The sequence below is a fragment of the Mycobacterium sp. NPDC050441 genome (assembly GCF_040655355.1).
In the GTDB taxonomy this organism is placed as follows: Bacteria; Actinomycetota; Actinomycetes; order Mycobacteriales; family Mycobacteriaceae; genus Mycobacterium.
The window spans coordinates 117659-141162 of record NZ_JBFAJS010000010.1 but is presented as its reverse complement, the minus strand read 5'-3'; the positions used below and the strand labels follow the sequence as shown (position 1 = coordinate 141162).

At 67.2% G+C, this 23504-nt stretch carries 18 protein-coding genes and 1 riboswitch; of the genes, 12 read left to right on the top strand and 6 right to left on the bottom strand.

Going from position 1 to position 23504, the window contains the following annotated elements; translation table 11 throughout:
* Positions 1-21 precede the first annotated feature (21 nt).
* Positions 22-1947 (bottom strand): ABC transporter ATP-binding protein/permease, encoded by a 1926-nt coding sequence (locus AB0I14_RS26720; RefSeq protein WP_358028255.1) that lies wholly within the window; start codon positions 1945-1947, stop codon positions 22-24.
* A 108-nt stretch (positions 1948-2055) separates the two neighbouring features.
* On the opposite strand from AB0I14_RS26720, the gene secA2 reads away from it, so the two are divergent.
* From secA2 to gcvP, 11 genes are all read left to right on the top strand, one after another.
* On the top strand, positions 2056-4401 hold the full coding sequence (gene secA2, locus AB0I14_RS26715) for an accessory Sec system translocase SecA2 (RefSeq protein WP_358028252.1): 2346 nt from the start codon (positions 2056-2058) through the stop codon (positions 4399-4401).
* Positions 4402-4410: 9 nt separating this feature from the next.
* Positions 4411-5040 (top strand): CDP-alcohol phosphatidyltransferase family protein, encoded by a 630-nt coding sequence (locus AB0I14_RS26710; RefSeq protein ID WP_358028249.1) that lies wholly within the window; start codon positions 4411-4413, stop codon positions 5038-5040.
* Positions 5037-5936 (top strand): DUF881 domain-containing protein, encoded by a 900-nt coding sequence (locus AB0I14_RS26705; RefSeq protein WP_358028247.1) that lies wholly within the window; start codon positions 5037-5039, stop codon positions 5934-5936. Before AB0I14_RS26710 ends, AB0I14_RS26705 begins: the two co-directional genes overlap by 4 nt.
* A gap of 28 nt (positions 5937-5964) precedes the next feature.
* Positions 5965-6297, top strand: coding sequence for a DUF1290 domain-containing protein (locus AB0I14_RS26700; protein WP_036449743.1), 333 nt, complete (start codon positions 5965-5967; stop codon positions 6295-6297).
* A 151-nt stretch (positions 6298-6448) separates the two neighbouring features.
* Positions 6449-7201, top strand: coding sequence for a DUF881 domain-containing protein (locus AB0I14_RS26695; protein WP_358028494.1), 753 nt, complete (start codon positions 6449-6451; stop codon positions 7199-7201).
* A 48-nt stretch (positions 7202-7249) separates the two neighbouring features.
* Entirely contained in the window at positions 7250-7645 is a 396-nt protein-coding gene (gcvH, locus tag AB0I14_RS26690; protein ID WP_358028243.1) for a glycine cleavage system protein GcvH, read from the top strand.
* Positions 7646-7834: 189 nt separating this feature from the next.
* Positions 7835-8314, top strand: coding sequence for a glycogen accumulation regulator GarA (gene garA, locus AB0I14_RS26685; RefSeq protein WP_358028240.1), 480 nt, complete (start codon positions 7835-7837; stop codon positions 8312-8314).
* Positions 8315-8317: 3 nt separating this feature from the next.
* On the top strand, positions 8318-9076 hold the full coding sequence (locus tag AB0I14_RS26680; protein ID WP_358028238.1) for a MerR family transcriptional regulator: 759 nt from the start codon (positions 8318-8320) through the stop codon (positions 9074-9076).
* Between the two features lie 110 nt (positions 9077-9186).
* Complete coding sequence (locus AB0I14_RS26675; protein WP_064885652.1) at positions 9187-9681, top strand: bifunctional nuclease family protein; 495 nt, start codon at positions 9187-9189, stop codon at positions 9679-9681.
* A 246-nt stretch (positions 9682-9927) separates the two neighbouring features.
* Positions 9928-10548, top strand: coding sequence for a MerR family transcriptional regulator (locus tag AB0I14_RS26670; RefSeq protein ID WP_358028234.1), 621 nt, complete (start codon positions 9928-9930; stop codon positions 10546-10548).
* A 106-nt stretch (positions 10549-10654) separates the two neighbouring features.
* A riboswitch (glycine riboswitch) is annotated at positions 10655-10753 on the top strand.
* A gap of 153 nt (positions 10754-10906) precedes the next feature.
* Positions 10907-13747 (top strand): aminomethyl-transferring glycine dehydrogenase, encoded by a 2841-nt coding sequence (gcvP, locus tag AB0I14_RS26665; RefSeq protein WP_358028231.1) that lies wholly within the window; start codon positions 10907-10909, stop codon positions 13745-13747.
* 66 nt (positions 13748-13813) lie between these two features.
* Here gcvP and AB0I14_RS26660 read toward each other — a convergent pair whose 3' ends face one another.
* The 5 genes from AB0I14_RS26660 to AB0I14_RS26640 all read right to left on the bottom strand — a co-directional run bounded on the left by AB0I14_RS26660 (position 13814) and on the right by AB0I14_RS26640 (position 22748).
* Positions 13814-16054, bottom strand: coding sequence for a substrate-binding domain-containing protein (locus AB0I14_RS26660; protein WP_358028228.1), 2241 nt, complete (start codon positions 16052-16054; stop codon positions 13814-13816).
* Between the two features lie 55 nt (positions 16055-16109).
* Complete coding sequence (locus tag AB0I14_RS26655; protein WP_358028226.1) at positions 16110-18320, bottom strand: malate synthase G; 2211 nt, start codon at positions 18318-18320, stop codon at positions 16110-16112.
* Positions 18321-18398: 78 nt separating this feature from the next.
* The gene (locus AB0I14_RS26650; RefSeq protein WP_358028223.1) at positions 18399-19328 is read right to left on the bottom strand and encodes a 3-methyladenine DNA glycosylase; all 930 of its coding nucleotides are present in this window, start codon (positions 19326-19328) and stop codon (positions 18399-18401) included.
* A gap of 73 nt (positions 19329-19401) precedes the next feature.
* Positions 19402-20475 (bottom strand): zinc-binding dehydrogenase, encoded by a 1074-nt coding sequence (locus tag AB0I14_RS26645; RefSeq protein WP_358028220.1) that lies wholly within the window; start codon positions 20473-20475, stop codon positions 19402-19404.
* Positions 20472-22748 carry a molybdopterin-dependent oxidoreductase gene (locus tag AB0I14_RS26640; protein ID WP_358028218.1) on the bottom strand — a complete coding sequence of 759 codons (2277 nt, stop codon included), beginning with the start codon at positions 22746-22748 and terminating at the stop codon, positions 20472-20474. Before AB0I14_RS26640 ends, AB0I14_RS26645 begins: the two co-directional genes overlap by 4 nt.
* Before the next feature lie 137 nt (positions 22749-22885).
* On the opposite strand from AB0I14_RS26640, the gene AB0I14_RS26635 reads away from it, so the two are divergent.
* Positions 22886-23503: a helix-turn-helix domain-containing protein gene (locus AB0I14_RS26635; RefSeq protein ID WP_358028215.1), complete on the top strand. Its 618-nt coding sequence runs from the start codon at positions 22886-22888 to the stop codon at positions 23501-23503.
* The last annotated feature ends 1 nt before the right edge of the window (position 23504 follow it).

The window sequence follows — 23504 nt, the reverse complement described above, 5'->3', positions numbered from 1 at the left end:
CAAGTTACCGGGAACTCACCGCTACGGTTGCTTGATCAGGCCGGCCTCGTCGTCCTCGATTTCGCCCAGAGTCCAATGCCCGCCGCCGTGCAGCTGCAGATGCTGTTCGTGGTGCTGGCCCACGGTGTTGCGGTGGGTGACGCTGACCAGGATGGTCTCGGGCAGCTCGGACCGCACCAGCGCGTACATCGTGTACTCCAGGCCCTCGTCGAGCGCGGAGGTCGCCTCGTCCAGGAACACCGCCCGTGGCCGGGTCAGCAGGATCCGGGCGAAGGCGATGCGCTGCTGCTCGCCGGGGGAGAGCACCTTGGCCCAGTCGGCCACCTCTGCCAGTCGTTTCGAGCACTGCGGCAGTGACACCTTCTGCAACGCCGCGTGCAGTTCCTCGTCCGGGATGCTTCCCGGCTCGGCGGGGTAGGACACCACGGCGCGCAGGTCACCGAGGGGCACATAGGGCATCTGGGACAGGAACATCGTCTCGTTGGTGGCGACCGGATAGCGGAACGTCCCGGTGGCATACGGCCAGAGTTGGGCCAGGCTGCGCAGCAGTGTCGTCTTTCCGGCGCCGGACTTGCCGGTCACGATCAGCGTGTCACCGCAATCCAGCCGCAGATCCAGATTGTCGACCAGCGGTTCCCCGGCCGGGGTGCGCACCTCGACGGCCTCGAGCTCGACCAGGCAGTCCTTGCTCGGCTCGACCGTCAACTCGGGTAGGTCACGGGCCTGTTCGTTGGCAATCACCAGGCCGTGCAGACGCATGATCGACGCCCGCCACCCGGCGAACGCGTCGTAAGAGTTACGGAAGAACGACAGGGAATCCTGGATGTTGTTGAACGCCGAGATCGTCTGATTCACCGCACCCAGTTTGATCTCGCCGGTGAACAGTCGAGGGGCCTGCAGCACCCAGGGCAGCGGGACGATGATCTGGCTGATCGACAGGTTCCAGCCGTAGAACTTGACCGAGCGGTTGATGAACCGGCGGTAGTTGTTCACCACCGGCTCGAAGCGCTCACGCAGCTGGAGTCGTTCGGCGACCTCGCCGCGGTAGAACGCCACCGCCTCGGCGGCGTCGCGCAACCGCACCAGCGCATAACGGAACGCGGCGTTGTACTTCTCGTTGTTGAAGGTCAACTTGATCAGCGGATGGCCGATCCAGAACGCCACGATGCTGGCCAGCAGTACGTAGAACAGTCCGATCACGAACATCGCGCGCGGAATGGTGAAGCCGAACATCGTGAGGTTCCCGGACAGGTTCCACAGAATCACGGCGAACGAAATGACCGACACCACCGCATCGATCGCACCGAACAGCAGCGTGCTCTTGCTGAAGTAGTTGGGGTTGTTCGGCATCGGCCCCACGCCCGCGGTGAAGATGTCGATGTCGGACTGGATACGTTGATCGGGGTTGTCGATCGTGTCGTCGATGAACCGGGTGCGGTAGTAGGCCTTTTCGCTCAACCAGTCGCCGGTGAGCTGATCCGTCAGCCAGGCACGCCAGGCCAGCATGAACCGCTGCATGATGAACAGGTCGAGCATGATCCGGGCCACATAGATGACGGCCAGGACGCAGAAGATGCCCAGCGCCACCCAGAACCCGTGGATCCCCGACTGTTTGATGGCCTCGTCGTTGGCGGCCAGGCCCTGCACGGCGACCTGCGCACCGCTCATCATGTCGTTGCCCTGATAGCTGAACAGCACCGTGAGCCGCACGCCGGTGACCACCGACAGCAGAATCGTGCCCAGCCACAGCCAGACCTTCCCCGACCCGGGGCCGACGAAGTACGCGCCGGTGATGCGCCAGAACTGTCGTCCCCAATGGGTCAACGTGCCGACGGTTATCAGCACGGCCAGCGTGCAGATCGCGGCGATGACCCAGGCGATGGCGATCCACTGCAAGGAGGCGACCAGCTCACTGCCCCAGTCCAGTGTCGGGGTGAACATGTCCATGCGGGCAAAGTACCCCGACGAACTGTAGGCGGGCTCGTCCGAGCCGGTTCGGCGTCGCGCCCGGGGTCACGCTCGGGAGCAGTCGGCGCGTCCGCGTACCGTGAACATGTGCCGAAGACGTCCAGCGCCAAACCGGGCCGCTTGAGCAGCAAATTCTGGAAGCTACTGGGGGCCAGTACCGAGCGGAACGAGGCCCGGTCGCTCTCAGAGGTCAAGGGTGCAGCCGAGTTCGAAGACAAGGCTGCCAAACTCGACGACGAGCAGCTCACCAAGGCTGCCAAGCTGCTCGAGCTGGAGGACCTGGCCGCATCGGCCGACATGCCGCAGTTCCTGGCGCTTGCCCGCGAAGCCGCCGACCGGACCACTGGCCTCCGTCCTTTTGATGTGCAGCTGCTCGGGGCGCTGCGCATGCTCGCCGGGGACATCGTCGAGATGGCCACCGGTGAGGGCAAGACCCTGTCCGGGGCGATCGCGGCAGCCGGCTACGCCATCGGCGGCCGGCACGTGCACGTCATCACCATCAACGACTATCTGGCCAAGCGCGACGCGGAATGGATGGGCCCGCTGCTGGAGGCGCTCGGCCTGACCGTCGGCTGGATCACCGAGGATTCGACAGCCGAAGAACGCCGCGCCGCCTACGAGTGCGACGTCACCTATGCATCGGTCAACGAGATCGGCTTCGATGTCCTGCGTGATCAGCTGGTCACCGATGTTGCCGATCTGGTGTCACCCAATCCCGATGTCGCACTCATCGACGAGGCCGACTCGGTCCTGGTCGACGAGGCGCTGGTGCCGCTGGTGCTGGCCGGCACCAGCCACCGCGAGCAGCCCCGCGTCGAGATCATCCGGATGGTCGGCGACCTGACCGCCGGAACGGACTTCGACACCGACGACGACAACCGCAACGTGCATCTCACCGAGGCCGGTGCCCGCAAGCTGGAGACTCGCCTGGGCAATATCGACCTGTACTCGGAGGAGCACGTCGCCACCACGCTCACCGAGGTCAACGTCGCGCTGCACGCGCATGTGCTGCTGCAGCGCGATGTGCACTACATCGTCCGCGACGGCGCGGTGCACCTGATCAACGCGTCCCGTGGACGCATCGCCTCGCTGCAGCGCTGGCCGGACGGCCTGCAGGCCGCCGTCGAGGCCAAGGAAGGCATCGAGACCACCGAGACCGGTGAAGTCCTCGACACCATCACGGTGCAGGCGCTGGTCAACCGCTATCCGACGGTGTGCGGCATGACCGGTACCGCGCTGGCCGCAGGCGAGCAGCTGCGCCAGTTCTACAAGCTCGGGGTGTCGCCGATTCCGCCGAACAAGCCCAACGTCCGCGAGGACGAGACGGACCGGGTGTACCTCACCGAGGCTGCCAAGAACCACGCCATCGTCGAGCACATCGCCGAGGTGCACGAGACCGGTCAGCCGGTGCTCGTCGGCACCCACGACGTGGCCGAGTCCGAAGACCTGCACCGCAGGCTGGTCAAGGCCGGTGTCCCCGCCGTCGTGCTCAACGCCAAGAACGATGCCGAAGAGGCCTCCGTGATCGCTGAGGCAGGCAAGCTGGGCTCGGTCACGGTGTCGACCCAGATGGCCGGTCGCGGCACCGACATACGGCTCGGCGGATCCGATGCCGGTGACGACTCGCCAGACAAGGAGAAGGTCGCCGACCTCGGCGGGCTGCACGTGGTCGGCACCGGCCGGCACCACACCGAACGCCTGGACAACCAGTTGCGCGGGCGGGCCGGACGCCAGGGCGACCCCGGCTCGACGGTGTTCTTCTCCAGCTGGGAGGACGAGGTGGTGGCCGCCCACCTCGACGACACCAAGTTGCCGGTAGAAACCGACGAGGACGGCCGGGTCACCGCCCCCAGGGCGGCCGGTCTGCTCGACCACGCGCAACGGGTCGCCGAGGGCAGGCTGCTCGACGTGCACGCCAACACCTGGCGCTACAACCAGCTGATCGCCCAGCAGCGCGCGATCATCGTGGAGCGTCGCGAAACCCTGCTGCGCACCGATACCGCACGCCAGGAGCTCGAGGTCCGTTCACCGGAGCGGTATGCGAAGTTGGCCGAGGGGCTGGGTGAGGATGCCGAGGAGAAGCTGACCAAGATCTGCCGGTTGATCATGCTGTACCACCTCGACCGTGGTTGGTGCGACCATCTGGCGTTCCTCGCCGACATCCGCGAGAGCATCCACCTGCGGGCGCTGGGCCGGCAGAACCCGCTCGACGAGTTCCACCGGATGGCCGTCGACGCGTTCGCCTCGCTGGCCGCCGACGCCATCGAAGCCGCCCAGCAGACCTTCGACACCGCGGAGGACATCGAGGACGAGCCCGGTATCGATCTGTCCAAGCTGGCGCGGCCGACGTCGACGTGGACATACATGGTCCACGACAATCCGCTCAACGACGACACCATGTCGGCGCTGAGCCTGCCGGGTGTGTTCCGCTAGGTTTTAGGCATGGATCACGCGCCTGCTCCTGAGGGCAGAAGCGCTACGAGTCGGGCCGCGCCCCGGTCGGATCGGGTGCTGACCGTGCCCAACGCGCTCAGTGCGCTGCGCCTCGTGTTGGTGCCCGTTTTCCTCTGGCTGCTGTTCGGTGCGCACGCCAACGGGTGGGCCGTTGCGATCCTGATGTTCAGCGGCTTCTCCGACTGGGCTGACGGCAAGATCGCGCGGCTGGTCGACAACCAGTCGTCGCGGCTCGGAGAGCTGCTCGACCCACTCGTCGACCGGATCTACATGGTCACCGTTCCGGTCGCCCTGGCGCTGTACGGCGTGGTCCCGTGGTGGTTGGTGCTGACCCTCCTCGGCCGCGATGTGGTGCTCGCCGCCACGCTGCCGCTCTTGCGCCGCCGGGGACTGACCGCGCTGCCGGTGACGTATCTGGGCAAGGCCGCCACCTTCGCGTTGATGTCGGCCTTCCCGTGGGTGCTGCTCGGTCAGTGGGACGCGACGTGGAGTCGGGTCGCACTGGCCTGCGGGTGGGCCTTCCTGCTGTGGGGTGTGGCCCTCTACCTGTGGTCGGCCGTGCTGTACCTGGTTCAGGTGGGCATGGTGGTGCGACAACTCCCCGTAAAACGGGCATGAGCACCCTGGGCGGTTACGAGTCGGGGGCCGGGCTCAATGACCATGAGGCCCACGCGCCCAAGCGGATCCCGCTGCCCTCACTGCTGCGGTCGCTGCTCTCGGAGCACCTCGACCCCGGCTATGCCGCGGCCGCTGCGGCGCGTGAGGCCGGTGACCGGCCGCCCCGGCGGGTCCGGGATTTCGGGTGGTTGGTGGTCGGCGCGGGGGCGATCGCCACGGTGTTCGCGGTGGCTGCCGGCCAGGCCCAGACGGCGGCGCCGGCCGCCCGGGAAGCCCAGCACACCCTGGCCGGGCGGGTGCGCGCGGCTCAGATCGGTGCCGACGAGGCCAGTTCCCAGCGCGATGCACTGGTCGATCAGGTGGACGCCGAGCGGCGCAGCCGGCTCGGTATGGACGAGAACGGCCAGCATCTACTCGGCAGTCTGGACACGGCCAACATCGAAGCGGCCGCCATCCCGATGATCGGGCCCGGGCTGACCGTGACGGTCACGGACCCCGGCCTGTCCAAGGACCTGAGTGACGTGTCCAAACAACGGGTCGCCGGCGGCCAGCAGATCATCCTCGACCGGGACCTCCAGTTGGTGGTGAACTCGCTGTGGGCCAGTGGCGCAGAGGCGGTTTCGGTGGGTGGCGTGCGGGTCGGCGCGGGCGTCACGATCAGGCAGGCCGGTGGTGGAATTCTGGTCGACAATCAGCCGATCACCAGTCCGTATGCCATTGTGGCCATCGGACCACCGAAGGGGATGGCCGATGCCTTCGACCGCACTCCGGGTCTGCAGCGGTTGCGGCTGTTGGAGACTTCCTACGGGGTAGGGGTGAATGTGAGTGCGGGTGACGGTCTGACCGTGCCCGCGGTGTCCGTGCGAGATGTCAACTTCGCCAAACAGATTGGATAGGCCTGACGTGCACAGGATGGACCGTTAGATGATCGGGATCGTCGCACTGGTTGTCGGAATCGTGCTCGGGTTGGTGTTCCACCCCAGCGTTCCCGACTTCGTCGAGCCGTACCTGCCGATCGCCGTGGTTGCGGCATTGGATGCGGTGTTCGGCGGGTTGCGTGCCTACCTGGAGCGCATATTCGACGCCAAGGTGTTCGTGGTCTCGTTCGTGTTCAACGTGTTGGTGGCGGCGTTGATCGTGTACGTCGGTGATCAGCTGGGTGTCGGTACCCAGCTGTCGACGGCGATCATCGTGGTGCTCGGCATCCGGATCTTCGGCAACGCGGCCGCACTGCGGCGCAGGTTGTTCGGCGCCTGACATGAGCGAAGCGGAGCCCCCACCCCAGGACGAGCCGGACCAACCGGACCAAACGGCTGAAACGGCTGAGCCGGACCAGCCCGACACGCAGTCCGAGCCCAAGCCCGAACATCACGCAGAGCAGCATGCCGAGCACCACGGCCGCCATGAGATGCCGGCCGATGTCTCGCCGCGCCGGTTCCGGAATCTGCGGATCGTGCGCCGTGGCCGTGCGCAGTTGGTGTTCGGCGCACTGGGCGTGTTGTTGTGCATCCTGCTGGGCATGGCGATCGTCACGCAGGTTCGCCAGAACGAGTCGGGGGATTCGCTGGAGACCGCGCGTCCGGCGGATCTGCTGGTGCTCCTGGACTCTCTGCAGCAACGTGAGGGCTCGCTCAACACGGAGGTGGCCGACCTGCAGCGGACCCTGCAGCAGCTGCAGGCGTCGGGCAGCAGTGATCAGGCCGCAATCGAGAATGCCCAAGCCCGGCTGGAGGCGCTGTCCATCCAGATCGGGACGGTGGCCGCCACGGGTCCGGGAGTGACGCTCACCATAGAAGACAATGCGCCCGGGGTGCCCGCCGAGACCATGCTCGATGTGATCAACGAGTTGCGCGCGGCGGGCGCCGAGGCCATCGAGATCCGCAGCGGCGACCAGCAGTCCGCGGTGCGGGTCGGCATCGACACCTGGATCATGGGCACCCCCGGGGCACTGACCGTCGACGAGGTGACCCTTCGGCCACCGTATTCGGTTCTGGCCATAGGGGACCCGCCGACACTGGCGGCGGCGATGAACATTCCCGGCGGGGCAATGGACAGCGTCAAGCGTGTCGGCGGCACGATGGTGATACAACAAGCCGAGCGTGTCGACGTCACCGCCTTGCGACAACCGAAACCACGCCAATACGCTCAGCCCGTCAAGTGAGCATCAAATGAGCACAGCAACCAACTCCCCGAACTATTTAGGAGCGCCGTGAGCGAGATCCCAGCCGACCTGTACTACACCTCGGAGCACGAGTGGGTGTTGCGCACCGGTGACGACACGGTGCGCGTCGGCATCACCGATTATGCGCAGTCCGCCCTCGGCGATGTGGTGTTCGTCCAGCTGCCTGACGTCGGCGCCGACCTGGCCGCCGGAGACGCGTTCGGCGAGGTCGAGTCCACCAAATCGGTGTCGGATCTCTACGCCCCCGTCGCGGCGAAAGTCGTTGCGGTCAACGGTGATCTGGACGGCAGCCCTCAGCTGGTCAACTCCGACCCCTACGGCGAAGGCTGGCTGGTCGATCTGCGGCTCGAGGACGGGACGCTCGAGGGCGCCCTGGCCGGTTTGCTCGACGCGGACGGCTACCGCGCCGCTGTGACCGAGTGAGGGATTGTTAGGGTTTCGAAGGCCGGTCGCCAAGACCGGTTCGGCTGTACCCGGCGCGCAGATATCTTCCCCATCGGATCCGGCGGTGGTGGACACAACGATGCCTGATGCGCGGTACGGTCGACGTGAGACCGACGATGGGCTGGGGCCGCGCCGGCCAACGCCACAGCAGCCAGTGAGGAGCAGCGGGTGACGGAAAAGGACAGCAATTTGGGGGCCGACCAGTCGGAAGACGTGACGGTGGAAACCACATCGGTTTTTCGCGCGGACTTTTTGAACGAACTGGATGCGCCCGCAACGGCTGGTTCCGAAGGCGCCGTTTCCGGCGTCGAGGGCCTGCCCGCGGGTTCGGCATTGCTCGTCGTCAAGCGTGGACCGAACGCCGGATCGCGTTTCCTGCTCGATCAGCCGACCACGTCGGCGGGGCGTCACCCGGACAGCGACATCTTTCTCGATGACGTGACGGTGAGCCGTCGACACGCCGAGTTCCGGTTGGAGAGCGGCGAGTTCCAGGTTGTCGATGTCGGCAGCCTCAACGGTACGTACGTCAACCGCGAACCGGTCGATTCGGCCGTACTCGCCAACGGCGACGAGGTGCAGATCGGGAAGTTCCGCCTGGTGTTCCTCACCGGCCCTCGATCTGACGACGACAGCGGCCCGACCAGCTAGCCGATGACTGCCCCCGACAGACCTGCGCTGGCCGGGATGTCGATCGGCGCAGTGCTGGACCTGCTGCGGGGCGACTTTCCGGACGTCAGCATCTCCAAGATCCGGTTCCTCGAGGCCGAGGGACTGGTCACACCGCAGCGCACCGCGTCGGGGTACCGGCGGTTCACTGCGTACGACTGTGCGCGGTTGAGGTTCATCCTCACCGCCCAGCGTGACCAGTATCTGCCGTTGAAAGTGATCAAGGCTCAGCTGGACGCCCAGCCGGACGGTGAGTTGCCGCAGGCCGGATCGGTCTACGCGGTGCCCCGTCTGGTGGGGGTGTCCGACGGTGGCGACCACGGAGGCGACGGGGTGGACGGCACCGCCGGCATATCTGGGGTGGCGCCGACGCAGGTCCGGCTGTCCCGTGAAGATCTGTTGACCCGGTCGGGCATCGACGAGGAGATGCTCGGGGCGTTGGTCCGCAACGGCATCATCACGCCCGGGCCCGCCGGGTTCTTCGACGAACATTCCGTGGTCATCGCCCAGTGTGCGCGGGCCCTGGGCGACTACGGCGTCGAGCCCAGGCATCTGCGGGCGTTTCGGTCCGCGGCAGACCGCCAATCCGACCTGATCGCCCAGATCGCCGGCCCGGTGGGCAAGGCGAGCAAGGCCGGTGCGCGCGATCGGGCCGACGATCTGGCCCGTGAAGTGGCCGCCCTGGCGATCACCCTCCACACGTCACTGATCAAGTCCGCCGTGCGCGACGTTCTGGATCGCTGAGGACTAGACTCGTTTTGACGGCCAGCTCGTCTAAGTCGGGACCCCTGAGGCGAACTGGCGAAGGACGAAGATTCGACGAAACGGCACGGCGGTGCGGAGGGCAGGCACAGATGGCTGAGGTTCGCGTGGTCGGCATTCGGGTGGAGCAGCCGCAGAACCAGCCCGTGTTGCTGTTGCGGGAATCCAACGGTGACCGGTACCTACCGATCTGGATCGGCCAGTCGGAGGCCGCCGCGATCGCCCTGGAGCAACAGGGTGTCGAGCCCGCCCGGCCGCTCACTCACGACCTGATCCGAGATGTCATTGCCGCCCTTGGGCATTCGCTCAAAGAGGTGCGGATCGTCGATCTGCAGGAAGGCACGTTCTACGCCGACCTGATCTTCGACCGCGACATCACGGTGTCGGCCAGGCCTTCGGACTCGGTGGCGATCGCTCTGCGCGTCGGCGTGCCGATCTACGTCGAGGAGGCGGTGCTGGCCGAGGCCGGCCTGCTGATTCCCGACGAGAACGACGAAGAGGCGACCGGCACCGTCCGTGAGGACGAGGTCGAGAAGTTCAAGGAGTTCCTCGACAGCGTTTCGCCGGACGACTTCAAGGCGACATGACCGCCGCCCGCGCCTGGCAGGTCACGGATACGTCTCAACTGGGCATACCGGTGTCGACACGCGGCGCGGGAGTTATTCACCCGGGAAATCGGGCGCCATACTTTCTTCACAGCGAGCAATCAGGGCTCGGCGGGAAGCGTATGCTCGACACATTCGAGCTCGCAGCAAACCGCCGCGGAAGAGATGGCTGCGGTGCAGGACATGGCACTACGGTGCGGGCGAGTTCGATCGGCGAGAGGATTCACAGTGGGTGACACGCCACGGCAGGAAGAGCTGGATCTGGCGACCGGGAGCGGCGCGGAGCCGCCTGTCAGGCCGGCTGGCGAACCCGTGCAGGGTGGTCTGTTCCCCGATGATTCGGTACCTGACGAACTCGTCGGCTATCGCGGTCCCAGCGCCTGCCAGATCGCCGGCATCACCTACCGGCAGCTCGATTACTGGGCGCGCACCTCGCTGGTGGTCCCGTCCATCCGGGGTGCGGCAGGTTCGGGCAGCCAACGCCTCTACTCGTTCAAGGACGTGCTGGTCCTCAAGATCGTCAAGCGGTTGCTGGACACCGGTATCTCGTTGCACAACATCCGGGTTGCCGTAGACCACCTGCGCCAGCGTGGCGTGCAGGATCTGGCCAACATCACCCTGTTCTCCGACGGCACCACCGTCTACGAATGCACCTCGGCCGAAGAGGTCGTCGACCTGCTGCAGGGCGGTCAGGGCGTGTTCGGCATCGCGGTATCGGGCGCCATGCGTGAGTTGACCGGCACCATCGCCGACTTCCCGGGCGAGCGGGCCGACGGTGGCGAGTCCATCCCCTCACCCGAGGATGAGCTGGCCTCGCGGCGCAAAAGCCGCGACCGCAAAATCGGCTGAGCTTCCCTCTCGAACAGACACCTAGGTTCCCCTCAACCGGCGTTGAGGGGAACGTTCGTGTCTGTTCGCGAACACCGGTGCGCGGCCGGTAGAATTGCCGACGCATCGCCCTCGTGCGGGAGAGCTTCGTGACAGCCAGCCACGGACGCCGAAGGAGCAATACCTCTCCGTCAACCTCTCAGGCACCCAGGACCGCGCCAGGCCCCGATGCCTCTGGAAAGTGGTGCCCGCTGGGCACCCGCCCATGGGGAAAAGTCCTGTACCGGGGCTGAATCTCTCAGGCGCCCGGACCGGGTCGACGACAGAGGGAGAGGGACGCCTACGACGTGTCAGCACGTCTGCGCCTCAGGAGAGTGCCGTGTCCGACCAGCATCAATCGCGTTTCGCCGATCGTCATATCGGTCCGGACGCCGCCGCCGTTGCCACCATGCTCGACGTCATCGGCGTGGCATCGCTCGACGCCCTCGCCGCGAAGGCGCTGCCGGCAGGCATTCTCGACGCGCTGGCCTCCGACGGGGTAGCCCCGGGCCTGGAGGGTCTGCCCGCGCCCGCCACCGAAGAGCAGTCGCTGGCCGAGCTGCGTGCGTTGGCGGACTCCAACACGACCGCGGTCTCGATGATCGGCCAGGGCTACTTCGACACCTTCACGCCCGCCGTGCTGCGGCGCAACATTCTTGAGAACCCCGCCTGGTACACCGCCTACACCCCGTACCAGCCCGAGATCAGCCAGGGCCGGCTCGAGGTGCTGCTGAACTTCCAGACCATGGTGTCGGACCTGACCGGACTCGAGGTGGCCAACGCCTCGATGCTCGACGAAGGGACCGCCGCGGCCGAGGCCATGACCCTGATGCACCGCGCGACCAAATCCAAGACGAACCGACTGCTGGTCGACACCGATGTGTACGCGCAGACCGCGGCCGTGCTGGCCACCCGCGCGCAGCCGCTCGGCATCGAGATCGTCACCACGGACCTCCGCCAGGGGCTCCCTGCCGGCGAGTTCTTCGGCGTCATCGTCCAGCTGCCGGGAGCGAGTGGCCGCGTCGACGACTGGACGGGGTTGATCAGCGAAGCCCATGAGCGTGGCGCACTGGTGGCCGTCGGTGCCGACCTGCTGGCGATGACGGTGACCAACCCGCCCGGCGAGATCGGGGCTGACGTCGCGTTCGGGACCAGCCAACGGTTCGGTGTGCCGATGGGATTCGGTGGTCCGCACGCCGGCTATCTGGCGGTGCACGCCAAGCATGCCCGGCAGTTGCCGGGCCGGTTGGTCGGTGTCTCCGTCGACGCGGATGGGTCGCCGGCCTACCGCCTGGCGCTGCAGACCCGTGAGCAGCACATCCGCCGGGACAAGGCGACAAGCAACATCTGTACCGCGCAGGTGCTGTTGGCCGTGATGGCTGCGACGTACGCCAGCTACCACGGCGCCGAAGGATTGACCGCGATCGCCCGCCGCGTGCACGGCCATGCCGCCGCGATCGCGGGCGCACTCGGCGATGCGCTGGTGCACGACAAGTACTTCGACACCGTGCTGGCCCGGGTCCCCGGACGCGCCGACGCGGTGATCGCGGCCGCCAAGGCCAAGGGAATCAACCTGTGGCGCGTCGACGCCGACCACGTGTCGGTGTCGTGTGACGAGGTCACCACCGACGAGCATGTGGCCGCGGTCCTGGAGGCGTTCGAGGTGGCGCCCGTCGATACGGCGGATGCCGCCGGCTCGGGTGCGGCCACCCGTACCTCGGAGTTCCTGACGCATCCGGCATTCAACTCCTACCGCACCGAGACGGAGATGATGCGCTACCTCCGGATGTTGGCGGACAAGGATATTGCCCTGGACCGCAGCATGATCCCACTGGGCTCCTGCACGATGAAGCTCAATGCGGCCGCCGAGATGGAGCCGATCACCTGGCCGGAGTTCGGCCGTCAGCACCCGTTCGCACCGGCATCGGACAACCCGGGCCTGCGCAAGCTGATCGCCGATCTGCAGGACTGGCTCACCGGGATCACCGGCTATGACCAGATTTCGTTGCAGCCCAACGCCGGTTCCCAGGGGGAGTACGCCGGGCTACTGGCGATCAAGGCCTATCACGACTCGCGTGGCGACACCGACCGTGATCTCTGCCTGATCCCGTCGAGCGCGCACGGCACCAACGCCGCCTCGGCCGCACTGGCCGGAATGCGCGTCGTGGTGGTGGCCTGCCGCGAGAACGGCGACGTCGACCTCGACGACCTGCGCGCGAAAATCGCCGAACATGCGGATCGTGTTGCGGCGCTGATGATCACCTACCCGTCGACGCACGGTGTGTACGAGCATGACGTCGCCGACATCTGCGCGGCGGTCCACGACGTGGGTGGACAGGTCTACGTGGACGGCGCAAACCTCAACGCGCTGGTCGGGTTGGCCCGACCGGGCCGCTTCGGTGGTGACGTCAGCCATCTGAACCTGCACAAGACGTTCTGCATCCCGCACGGTGGCGGCGGCCCCGGTGTCGGACCGGTTGCGGTCCGCGCTCATCTGGCGCCGTTCCTGCCCGGCCATCCGCTGGCCGACGAGCTGCCCGACGAGCACACCGTCTCGTCCGCGCCCTACGGGTCCGCGTCGATCCTGCCGATCACCTGGGCCTACATCCGGATGATGGGTGCTGAGGGCCTGCGGGCAGCGACCCTGACCGCGATCGCGTCCGCCAACTATGTGGCCCGCCGCCTCGACGAGTACTACCCGGTGCTCTACACCGGGGAGAACGGCATGGTCGCCCACGAGTGCATCCTCGATCTGCGCGGGATCACCAAGGACACCGGCGTGACCGTGGACGATGTGGCGAAGCGACTGGCGGACTACGGTTTCCATGCGCCGACCATGAGTTTCCCGGTGGCCGGCACGTTGATGGTCGAGCCGACCGAGAGCGAGAGTCTGGCCGAGGTCGACGCGTTCTGCGACGCGATGATCGCCATCCGGGCCGAGATCGACCGGGTCGGTTCAGGGGAGTGGTCGGTTGACGACAACCCGTTGCGTGGTGCCCCGCACACCGCCGAGTGCCTGCTGGTGGCCGACTGGGATCACCCGTACACCCGCGAGCAGGCCGCCTACCCGTTGGGCAAGGGGTTCCGTCCCAAGGTGTGGCCGCCGGTGCGTCGTATCGACGGCGCCTACGGCGACCGGAACCTGGTGTGTTCCTGCCCGCCGGTCGAGGCGTTCGCCTGACGCCGAACAGTCGGAGCGCCCGCCGCTATCGTGCGGCGGTGCGCTCCCACACCAGCGTGTTACCGATCAGCCCAGCATGGTGTTGACGGCGCTGGCCAGTTCGGGTGAGGCCGAGCTGGAGAGATGTTGGTAGGTGCCGCTACTGGCCTGCGCGACGGCCTCCCACGTGGCCCGGTCCGGGCCACTGCCGAAGTCGATCACGTTGACCGCGATCGGACGGGTGGGGTCGAATGCGCCGCGGATGAAATCCTGCAGCCCGGCCCCATCCAGACTCTGATCGGTGTGCGGTCCGGTGGTGATCAGCAGGATCGAATTGCTCTGGCCCTCACGATATTTCGACAGTGCTTCGCTGTAGAGCATTCGGAGCGTGGTGAACGACACCGCGCCCCCACCCGAGGCTGACTGCTCGTCGAGCGTCGAGACCAGCGCATCGGAGCGACGCTGCCCATTGACCGGCTCGGCCAACGGCCCGGTCGAAACCTCCGAGCGCCCCTCGGTGCCGTCGAAGGTCCAGAGGCCGACTGCGGCGGTATCGGGCAGTGCCTTGAGCCGGCTGTCGAGCGCAGCCACGACGTTGGCCAACCGTGACTTGCCGCCCTCCTCGTTCGGCATCGACTGGTCGAGCATGATCGTGACCGCAGGGTTTCCCGACGGTGTGGCGGTGGCGTTGGCCAGTGAGACCCGCATGGCGTTGTCACCGACCGACAACGGCGCGGGGAGCTGGCCGAAAGCCGTGACATCGCTGGACGGCGGCGTCGTCCCCTCGGCACGGAACCCCGCCTTGGCCAGCTCTGCGAGCTGCTCGGGCTTGCGCAGATAGCGGGCGAACTCGCTGGCTGCGGTGATCTGTTCCTTCTCCAGCCAGTCCCCGGCCAGCAGAACCGTCGGATAGTCGGCGGTGGCGGTGGGACCCGGCGGCAGCCAGCCGGCCAACGACGACTTGACCTTGTCGACCGACGTGGCCCGCAGGAACAGCTGCTGCTCGGTGGTGGCCACGGCGTGCACCGGAGCGGTCGCCGCATCGGAGGCGTTGAGCAACGCGTCCAGGGCGGTGCCCAGCTCGGAGTCATCGAGTTTGGGCTGCCCGTGGAACAGGCTGCTCACGCCGCTCATACCGGAGGTAGCCGGCGCGCCCGACGGAGCTGTCGCCGCGGCGACGGCCTCGGCGGCGAGTGGGGCGGCATCGCCATTGCTGTGGGTCGGCAGCGCCAGTTTGAGCGTGCCCCACCCGGGCAGTTTGAGCGCATTCATCGCGGCCGGGCTGCCCTGAAGTTGCGGCAGAGTGGCCCAGGTCTGTTGTGCCAGTGCATCCTTGAGCTGCGGGCGGACCGCCAGCAGGACCGGTGACGTGACCAGGGATCGGCTGTCGCTGACAGTCTTGGCGCCCGCGGTCGCCTCCAGTCGCGCCTCGGCGATGCCGCTGGCCGGAATCCACAGCGCCGGGCGGTCACCGAGCTCGCTGGGCCACGTGTTGGCGAAACCACTGACCACACGGTCGGATTCCGCGGACTGCACGCGTACCTTGACGCAGCGGTCACCGACCGGGCTGACCGACTCGTTGTACGCGTTGGCCAGTCCCTCGATGTGTGTCGAGATCGTCGGGTCGGCGATGACGGCGACGCCGAGTTCGCCGTCGACGCAGCGTGCGGCGGCAGCGTCGCTGCGCCCGGCGAGGACGCCGCCGACGAACTTCCACAGGATCACCGCGCCGACCACCGCCACCACGGTGACCAGCGCGACGATCACACTGACGCTGACACCGCGTCGGCCGGACTGCACTGCGCGATGGCTGCCCGTCCACTCACCGCCGTCCCAATCCCCGCCGTGCTGGCGGCCGGACGGGCCGGACGGCGGCGGCGGTTCGCCCACCGCGCCGAACTGGGCGGTCGGCTGATCGTCCGCATACTCCGCGTCGTAGTCGTCGGAGTACTTGTCGCGGTATCCGTCGACGTACTCGTCGTCGTACGCCTCTTCCTCGGCGTAATCCGCTTCGTCGTAGTCGGCGTACTCCGAATCCTGATAGTCCGATTCGTAGTCGTCGTCCCCGTCGGCGTACTGGGGCGCGCGGTAATCGGGCTCGGCCCGGTACCCGCGGTCGTCCCGATAGTCGGGCTCGCCCTGGTACGCAGGCGCATCCCGGTAGCCGCGATCGGGCTGCCGCCCGGGCGCGTCGAATTCGTCTCCGGCGTACCGTGACTGCTCGTCGCGGGGACGTTCGTAATCGTCCCGGTAACCGGAGTCCCCGGCGTGCCCGTGGTCGGGCTCGTCGGGTGCATCCTCAGGGTCGGGAATGCTGTGCCTGCCCATTCCTAACCCCTGTACGTCTCGCGCCGACTAGTCATCCGGACCCGCCGAAGTCTAATCACTTCCCGGCGGTGCTCGCTTTGAACTCGCGGCGGCGCCGGTGCAGGATCGGCTCGGTGTAGCCGTTGGGCTGCTGGGCTCCGGCCAGGATCAGCTCCTGTGCCGCGCCGAACGCGATGCTGGCATCCGGGTTGGGCGCCATCGGCAGGTAGTCGGGATCCCCGGCGTTCTGCTCGTCGACGACTGCGGCCATCCGGCGCAGGCTGGCCTTGACGTCCTCTTCGGTGATGACGCCGTGACGCAGCCAGTTGGCCAGCAGCTGGCTGGAGATCCGCAGGGTGGCGCGGTCTTCCATCAGCGCGATGTTGTGGATGTCGGGCACCTTCGAGCAGCCGACGCCGGCGTCGATCCAGCGGACCACGTAGCCCAGGATCGATTGGCAGTTGTTGTCCACCTCTTCGTGGATCTCCTCGGGTGACCAGGTCAGCGAGGAGTCCGCCAGCGGGATCGTCAGCAGCTCTTCGATCGTGGCGCGCTTCTTGCCGGTCAGCTCCTTCTGCACGGCCTCGACGTCCACCTGGTGGTAGTGCATCGCGTGCAGGGTGGCCGCGGTCGGTGAGGGCACCCACGCCGTGGTGGCGCCGGCCTTCGGCTGACCGATCTTCTGCTCGACCATGTCGGCCATCAGATCGGTCATGGCCCACATGCCCTTGCCGATCTGGGCCTTACCGGCCAGGCCGGTGGCCAGACCGACGTCGACGTTGTTGTCCTCGTAGGCCTTGATCCACGGCTGGGCCTTCATGGCGCCCTTGCGGATCATCGGACCGGCCTCCATCGAGGTGTGGATCTCATCGCCGGTGCGGTCCAGGAAGCCGGTGTTGATGAACACCACGCGGTCCGCGGCGGCCTTGATGCTGGCCTTCAGGTTGACCGTGGTGCGGCGTTCCTCGTCCATGATGCCGACCTTGAGGGTGCCTCCCGGCAGGCCGAGCACGTCTTCGACGCGGCCGAACAGCTCGCAGGTGAAGGCGACCTCGTCGGGTCCGTGCATCTTGGGCTTCACGATGTAGACGGAGCCGGTGCGGCTGTTCTTCAGCGGACCGTTGGCCCCGTCGTTGTCGGCGGAGTCCTTCAAGCCGTGCATGGCGATCAGGCCGGTGAACAGCGCGTCCTGGATGCCCTCGGGGATCTCGTTCCCGTCGGCATCCACGATCGCGTCGTTGGTCATCAGGTGCCCGACGTTGCGCACGAACAGCAGGCTGCGTCCGGGCAGGCTGAGCTCGCCCTCGCCGTCCGGGGTGGTGAAGGTGCGGTCGGGGTTGAGGACGCGCGTGAAGGACTTACCGCCCTTGCTGACCTCTTCGGCCAGGTCGCCGCGGTTCAGGCCCAGCCAGTTGCGGTAACCGAGCACCTTGTCGTCGGCGTCGACGGCGGCCACAGAGTCCTCGAAGTCCATGATCGTGGTGATCGCGGATTCCAGCACGACGTCCTTGATGCCCGCAGCGTCGGTCGAGCCGATGGGGGAGTCGGGGTCGATCAGGATCTCGATGTGCAGGCCGTGGTTGGCCAGCAGCACCGACCACTGGGGCTGGCCCAGCTCACCGGTGTAGCCGACGAACTGCTCGGGCGTGGCCAGACCGGAGGACAGACCGTCGCCGTACTCGACGAGCAACTGGCCGTCATCGATCTTCAGGCCGGTGGCCTCGGCCCAGGTGCCCGCGGCCAGCGGGACGGCCTCGTCCAGGAAATTGCGCGCGTACGCGATCACCTTGTCGCCGCGGATCCGGTTGTAGCCCGAGCCCTTGTCGGCGCCGTCTTCCTCGCTGATGACGTCGGTGCCGTACAGCGCGTCGTACAGCGAGCCCCAGCGCGCGTTGGCGGCGTTGAGCGCGAAGCGGGCGTTGAGGATGGGCACCACGAGCTGCGGGCCCGAGGTCGAGGTGATCTCGTCGTCGACGCCGGAGGTGGTGATGGTGAAGTCGGCGGGCTCGGGCAGCAGGTAGCCGATATCGGTGAGGAACTGCTTGTAGGCCTCGGGGTCGACCGGCTCGAGCACGTGAGCGCGGTGCCACTTGTCGATCTGCGCCTGCAGATCGTCGCGACGGGCCAGCAGGTCCTGGTTCTTCGGGGTGAGGTCAGCGACGACCTTGTCCACGCCGGACCAGAAGCTGTCCGGGTCGACGCCGGTGCCCGGCAGTGCCTCGTTCGTGATGAAGTCGTGCAGCACCTGTGCGACGCGCAGGTTTCCGACAGTCACGCGATTGGTCATGCGCGTTTCCTCCCTCGGCTCGAGGCACCGTGCGGTGCCTGCCGTTTATCCAGCTTACCCATTGGTAACGTCGGCCTTTCAGCCGTCCGGCCTGGTGAGCAACAGCTCACACCGGTTTGCCAGAGTGACCCGCAACGGAGCCGCCCGCTCGGCGATGCGCTGCTGGGCCCTGACGTATTCGGCACGCCCGGCCGGTGTTTCGATGGCGATCGGCTCGAAACCATAGCGCCTCAAGTCGTATGGGCTGGCACACATGTCGAGTGCCCGCGCGTCGGCCGCCAGATCGAGTGCGTCCATCACCAATTCCGACGGCATCAGCGGGCCCAGTTTGTACGCCCATTTGTAGGTGTCCATGGCGGCGTGGATACAACCGGGCTGCTCGGCGTCGATCTGTTGTTCCCGGCTCAGCTGCCGGTCATTGCGGGGAACGGCGGCGTCGGTGAAAAACCGGAATGCGTCAAAATGGCTGCACCGTAACGGCATCGACTCGACGACGGCGTCCGTTCCGGCGGTGCCCAGGCGCAGCGGAACCTGGTCGTGGCGTAGTTGGGGGGCCCGATAGACCATGGCCCACTCGTGCAGTCCGAAGCAGTTCATCCGGGGTGCCCGCGTCGCGGTCGCGCGCATCAACCGGGCCACGAATCGGACCGTCTCGATGCGGGAGCGCAGGTAGTCGTCCCGCACCGTGACGCCGTGCGGGTGCGGGCCGTAACCGGTGCGGCGCAGATACGCGCCGCACCCGTCGCCGGCGAGTACCACCCCGAAACCCGGATGCCATTGACGTAGCTGGCGGGGGCGAAGGCTGTAGTAGGTGAACAGGAAATCCCATACCGGGTGCGGCTCACCGGCGTGTCGGCGGCGTACGTGCGGTGTGAGGAATTCGTCGACGCGGCGCCGGTGTGATTCTGCTCGTGCAGCCCAGTCCGGGGCCGCCAGAACCTGCTCGGCTTCGGCGGCACCCGGAAGAAGGGTCAGTCGGGCCGCGTCAGACCCAGCATGTCCTTCCATGTCTCCTCCACCAGGTGGCCCGTCGCCGCCCGTCGCCGCCGTGCGGCTCGAGCCTACCTGTGGCAATACCGGCTCAGCCGTGTGCGCCGGTGGTCACCACCAGGCGGCCGGTGGTCTGCCGGGCCTGCATCTTCTCCAATTGCGCAGGCAGGTCCGACCAGGCCACCTCGGCGCCGACGACGGTACGGATCGCGCCGGTGCGCAGCATCTCGAGCAGTTTGACGTGGGCGTCGAGGCCCTCGGAGCGGGCGGGCCAGTTGAACCCGAGAGTGCGCCGGACCGCGAGCGGGTCGTTCACGTAGACCAGGCACACCCCGCATACGTCGAAGTTGCCATAGGCGATCGGCCGCGGCGAGATGTAATCGCCGTCTTCGAGCGTGATGTCCTCCGCCCAGCCGGCCATCAGATGACGCCCGTTCAGGCCCATGCACCGGAAGGTATCCGCTGTCACGCTTCCCCCGACCGCGTCGAACGCGACGTCCACCCCGCGGCCGTAGGTGAGCTCCATGACCTGCTCGACCCAGTCGCCGTTGCGGTAGTTGATGGCGTGGTCGGCCCCGAGCTGTCGACAGAACTCGACCTTCTCGTCGCTGCCTGCGGTCGCGATCACGCGGGCACCGAGCGCCTTGCCGAGCACCAGGGCACCCGAGCCGGTGCCGCCCGCCGCGGCGTGCACCAGCAATGTCTGGCCGGGTTGCAGCCGGCCACGCTCCCGCAGCGCGAACCAGCCCAGGTGGAACGGGTAGTGCAGCGCGGCGCCGTCGACGTCGCTGACCCACTCGGGCAGCTCCAACACGGTCGCGGCATCGACGATGGCATAGGAGGCATACCCACCGAACGCCATCGACGGGATGCCCACGATGCGTCTGCCGACCAGGTGCTCGGCGCCGAGCCCGGCGCTCTCGACAACGCCCACGGCCTCCATGCCGGGGACGAACGGGGGCTGCAGGGGCATGGTCGCGTACCGACCCTGGATGACGTCGATGTCGTTGAAGTTCAGGCAGAATGCGCGCACCGCGACGCGGACCTCGCCGGGGCCCGGTGCGCGCACCTCGACGGTCTGGCGTTCGAGCACCTTGGCCGGGTCGCCGAGGGCGGTGGCCACCCACGCTTCGGCCGAAATCGGTTTGGCTGCAGTATCGCTCACTGTTTCTCCATTTCAGGGTTGTGGTGAAGGGTCGCCGCGGGCGCGACGGTTACCGGGATGCCGTTGAGCGCACCGTTGCCGGAGGGCTCATCGATGAATGTCGGTGGCGACAAGATGTTGGTGTTGACGCCGGGGGAGGCGTTGGCGACTCGTAGCCGGGTGCCCGCTTTCGCGTGGCCCCAGCCGTGCGGCATCGAGACCACTCCCGGCTTGATGTCGTCGGTGACCTCCGCGGGAACGTCGATGCTGCCGCCCACCGACGTGACCGTCACGACGTCACCGCTGCGGACCCCGCGGCTGTCGGCATCGACGGAATGAATCTGCAAGGTGCACCGGCTCTTGCCCTTCATGAGCGGCGGCATGTTGTGCAGCCACGAATTGTTCGACCGCAGGTGCCGGCGGCTGACCAGCACGAGATCGTCGGGTGCGCGGGTGATCCGTGCGGCCAGCCGCGGCAGGTCGTCGGTCAGGTATTCGGGGGCCATTCGGATCTTGGTGTCGGCTGTCCGGAGCACTTCGGCGATCCGGGGCACCATGGGCCCGAAGTTGATGCCGTTGGGTTGCGCTTTGAGCTTCTCGAGGGTCACCCCGTCCGGGTTCTCCCCGTACCGATCGCCGAACGGGCCGGTGCGCAGGGTCAGGTCCAGCATCCGTTCGGGCCCGCCGCCCTGGTACTGCGCGCGCAGGGCGGCGCCGTCGAGCCCCTGGGTGAATGCCATGTAGTCGAAGAACCCGTCGTCGATCGCTGCGACGTCGACGTCCTCGGCCGGCGTGCCGGTACACAGCCCGGTCAGGCGGATGAGGATCTCCCACTCCTCGGGCCGATCGGGGTCCTCGGGAAAGAACACGGGCGGCGAGTAGTTCGCGAAGCTGTTGATGGCGAACCCCAGCAGCAGGTCGTCGTGATGGGGCTGCTCCAGTGGGGACAGGCCCGGCAGGATCACGTCCGCGTGCCGGGTGGTCTCGTTCAGGAAGATGTCCACCGAGATCATCGCTTCGAGGCCGGGCAGCGCATCGTCGAGCCGGTGCCCGCCCGGGGTGGACAGCACCGGATTGCCGGCGACCGTGATCAGTGCCTTGATCTGGCCGTCACCGGGTGTCGCGATTTCCTCGGCGAGACAGGACACCGGGGCCTGGCCCAGTACTTCCTTCGCACCGCGCACCCTCGTGTGCCACCGCCCGAACCCGGCCGCGCCGTCCTCAAGGCCGGGCAGTGTCCCGGTGGTGAGCGTCCAGACGGCCGGACGCGGGAACATCGCGCCGCCTGGCGTGTCGAGATTTCCGGTGAGGATGTTCACCACGTCGACCAGCCAGCTGGCGAGGCTGCCGAATTCCTGGTTGCACAACCCGATTCGGCCGTAGACGACCGCCCGCGGAGTGGCGGCGAGTTCGCGGGCCAGTTCCCGGATGCGGGCCGCGTCTATGCCGCACACCTCTGAGACCCGCTCGGGGGTCCATTCGTCGGCGATGTCGCGCAGCCGGTCCATACCGTCGAGGTAGGTCGTGAGATGCCCGGTGCGCACCAGGTCCTCGTCGAACAAGACGTGCGTGACGGCCATCAGGAGGGCGGCGTCGGTGCCCGGCGTGATCGGCAACCATTCGTCGGCCCGCGCCGCGGTCGCGGTTCGGACGGGATCGACCACGATGACCTTGCCGCGTTTGCGGATCGCGTCGATGAGCCCGCCGACGTTGGGGGCCGACATCATCGAGCCCTGGGAGGCGGCCGGGTTGGCGCCCATGATGACGAACAGGTCGGTGCGCTCGAGATCGGGGATCGGGAAGCTCCACCAACTGCCGTACATGAGGTGCGACGACAGGTTCTTGGGCCACTGGTCGACGGTTCCCGGCGAGTAGGTGGACGGGATACCGGACATTCCCATCAGCACCCCGGCGTAGCGGCTGAGCGAAAACGTATGTCCCAGTGGGTTTCCGGTGTACGCCGTAACGGCGCCGATGCCGTACTTCGCGATGACGGGTGCCAGCAGTTCGGTGCAGCGGCGGAACGCCTCGTCCCAGCTCACCTCGTGCCAGGTTCCGTCGATCTTGATCATCGGTTGCCGGATCCGGTCGGGGTCCTCGTGCAGTGACCCCAGTGAGGCGCCCTTCGGGCAGATATGACCGCGGCTCCAGGCGTCGTCCGGGTTGCCCTTGACGCGGGTGACCCGGCCTCCCTCGACGTGAACTTCCAAGCCGCACATGGCTTCGCACAGTGGGCAGCCGTGCAGATGCCGGCCGTCCTGCCCGCGGGCTGCGAGTGGCAGTAGTGATCCCATCGTGTTCGCACCTCCCTGACGTTTGTTGTTACACGATGTAACAACAAATATGGCAGCATGGCAATAGGCGGTAGCGCCGCCGGCGGTCCACGGTGTGCCAGACTCGGCTGACCGGTCCGGTGACGTCAGGAGGCAGCGTGGAGGCACGTTCGGCCGGTACTCGCCATCGGCGGCAGGGTTCGCGTCCCGACCCCACGATCGACGAGGCCGTACTGAGCACCACCCGCCGGTTACTGGTCCAGCGCGGATACGCGGCGACGTCCATCGACCTGATCGCCAGCACGGCCGGCGTCAGCCGGCCCACGATTTACCGCAGGTGGAAGACCAAGGCGCTCCTGGTCCATGAGGCGGTGTTCCCGGATCTGGACCCGGTAGCGCCGAGTGACGACATCGCCACCGAGATCACCCGGCTGTGCCGCGGCGCGTTCCTGATGTTCTGCGATCCCGCTGTGCGGGAGTCGATTCCAGGACTGTTGACCGATCTGCGCGCGGACTCCGACATCCGCCGGCTGATGACGGACCGACTCGATGCCGCGGCGCGCACCCAACTCGGCTCACTCGTGGCCGACGCCGCCTCGAAGGGGCGAACGCGCCGGCAGGTCAACATCGACACCATCATGGATGCGATCGGCGGAGCGGCCCTGTACGCCGTGTGTGTACGCGGGATCGGCGATACGGAGCAGGACGTCGACCGTGCGGCCACGGATCTGGCCGACCTGATCCTCCGAGGCCTGCTCGATCAACCCGAGGGCTAGG

Bases quoted from the DNA above. Each gene is read 5' to 3' on its own strand.
- AB0I14_RS26695 (WP_358028494.1), top strand. From the start codon at position 6,449: ATGCCGGCCGATGTCTCGCCGCGCCGGTTCCGGAATCTGCGGATCGTG.
- AB0I14_RS26675 (WP_064885652.1), top strand. From the start codon at position 9,187: ATGGCTGAGGTTCGCGTGGTCGGCATTCGGGTGGAGCAGCCGCAGAAC.
- AB0I14_RS26710 (WP_358028249.1), top strand. From the start codon at position 4,411: ATGGATCACGCGCCTGCTCCTGAGGGCAGAAGCGCTACGAGTCGGGCC.
- AB0I14_RS26720 (WP_358028255.1), bottom strand. From the start codon at position 1,947: ATGGACATGTTCACCCCGACACTGGACTGGGGCAGTGAGCTGGTCGCC.
- AB0I14_RS26650 (WP_358028223.1), bottom strand. From the start codon at position 19,328: ATGGAAGGACATGCTGGGTCTGACGCGGCCCGACTGACCCTTCTTCCG.
- AB0I14_RS26680 (WP_358028238.1), top strand. From the start codon at position 8,318: ATGACTGCCCCCGACAGACCTGCGCTGGCCGGGATGTCGATCGGCGCA.
- AB0I14_RS26705 (WP_358028247.1), top strand. From the start codon at position 5,037: ATGAGCACCCTGGGCGGTTACGAGTCGGGGGCCGGGCTCAATGACCAT.
- AB0I14_RS26640 (WP_358028218.1), bottom strand. From the start codon at position 22,748: ATGGGATCACTACTGCCACTCGCAGCCCGCGGGCAGGACGGCCGGCAT.
- AB0I14_RS26655 (WP_358028226.1), bottom strand. From the start codon at position 18,320: ATGACCAATCGCGTGACTGTCGGAAACCTGCGCGTCGCACAGGTGCTG.
- AB0I14_RS26660 (WP_358028228.1), bottom strand. From the start codon at position 16,054: ATGGGCAGGCACAGCATTCCCGACCCTGAGGATGCACCCGACGAGCCC.
- AB0I14_RS26700 (WP_036449743.1), top strand. From the start codon at position 5,965: ATGATCGGGATCGTCGCACTGGTTGTCGGAATCGTGCTCGGGTTGGTG.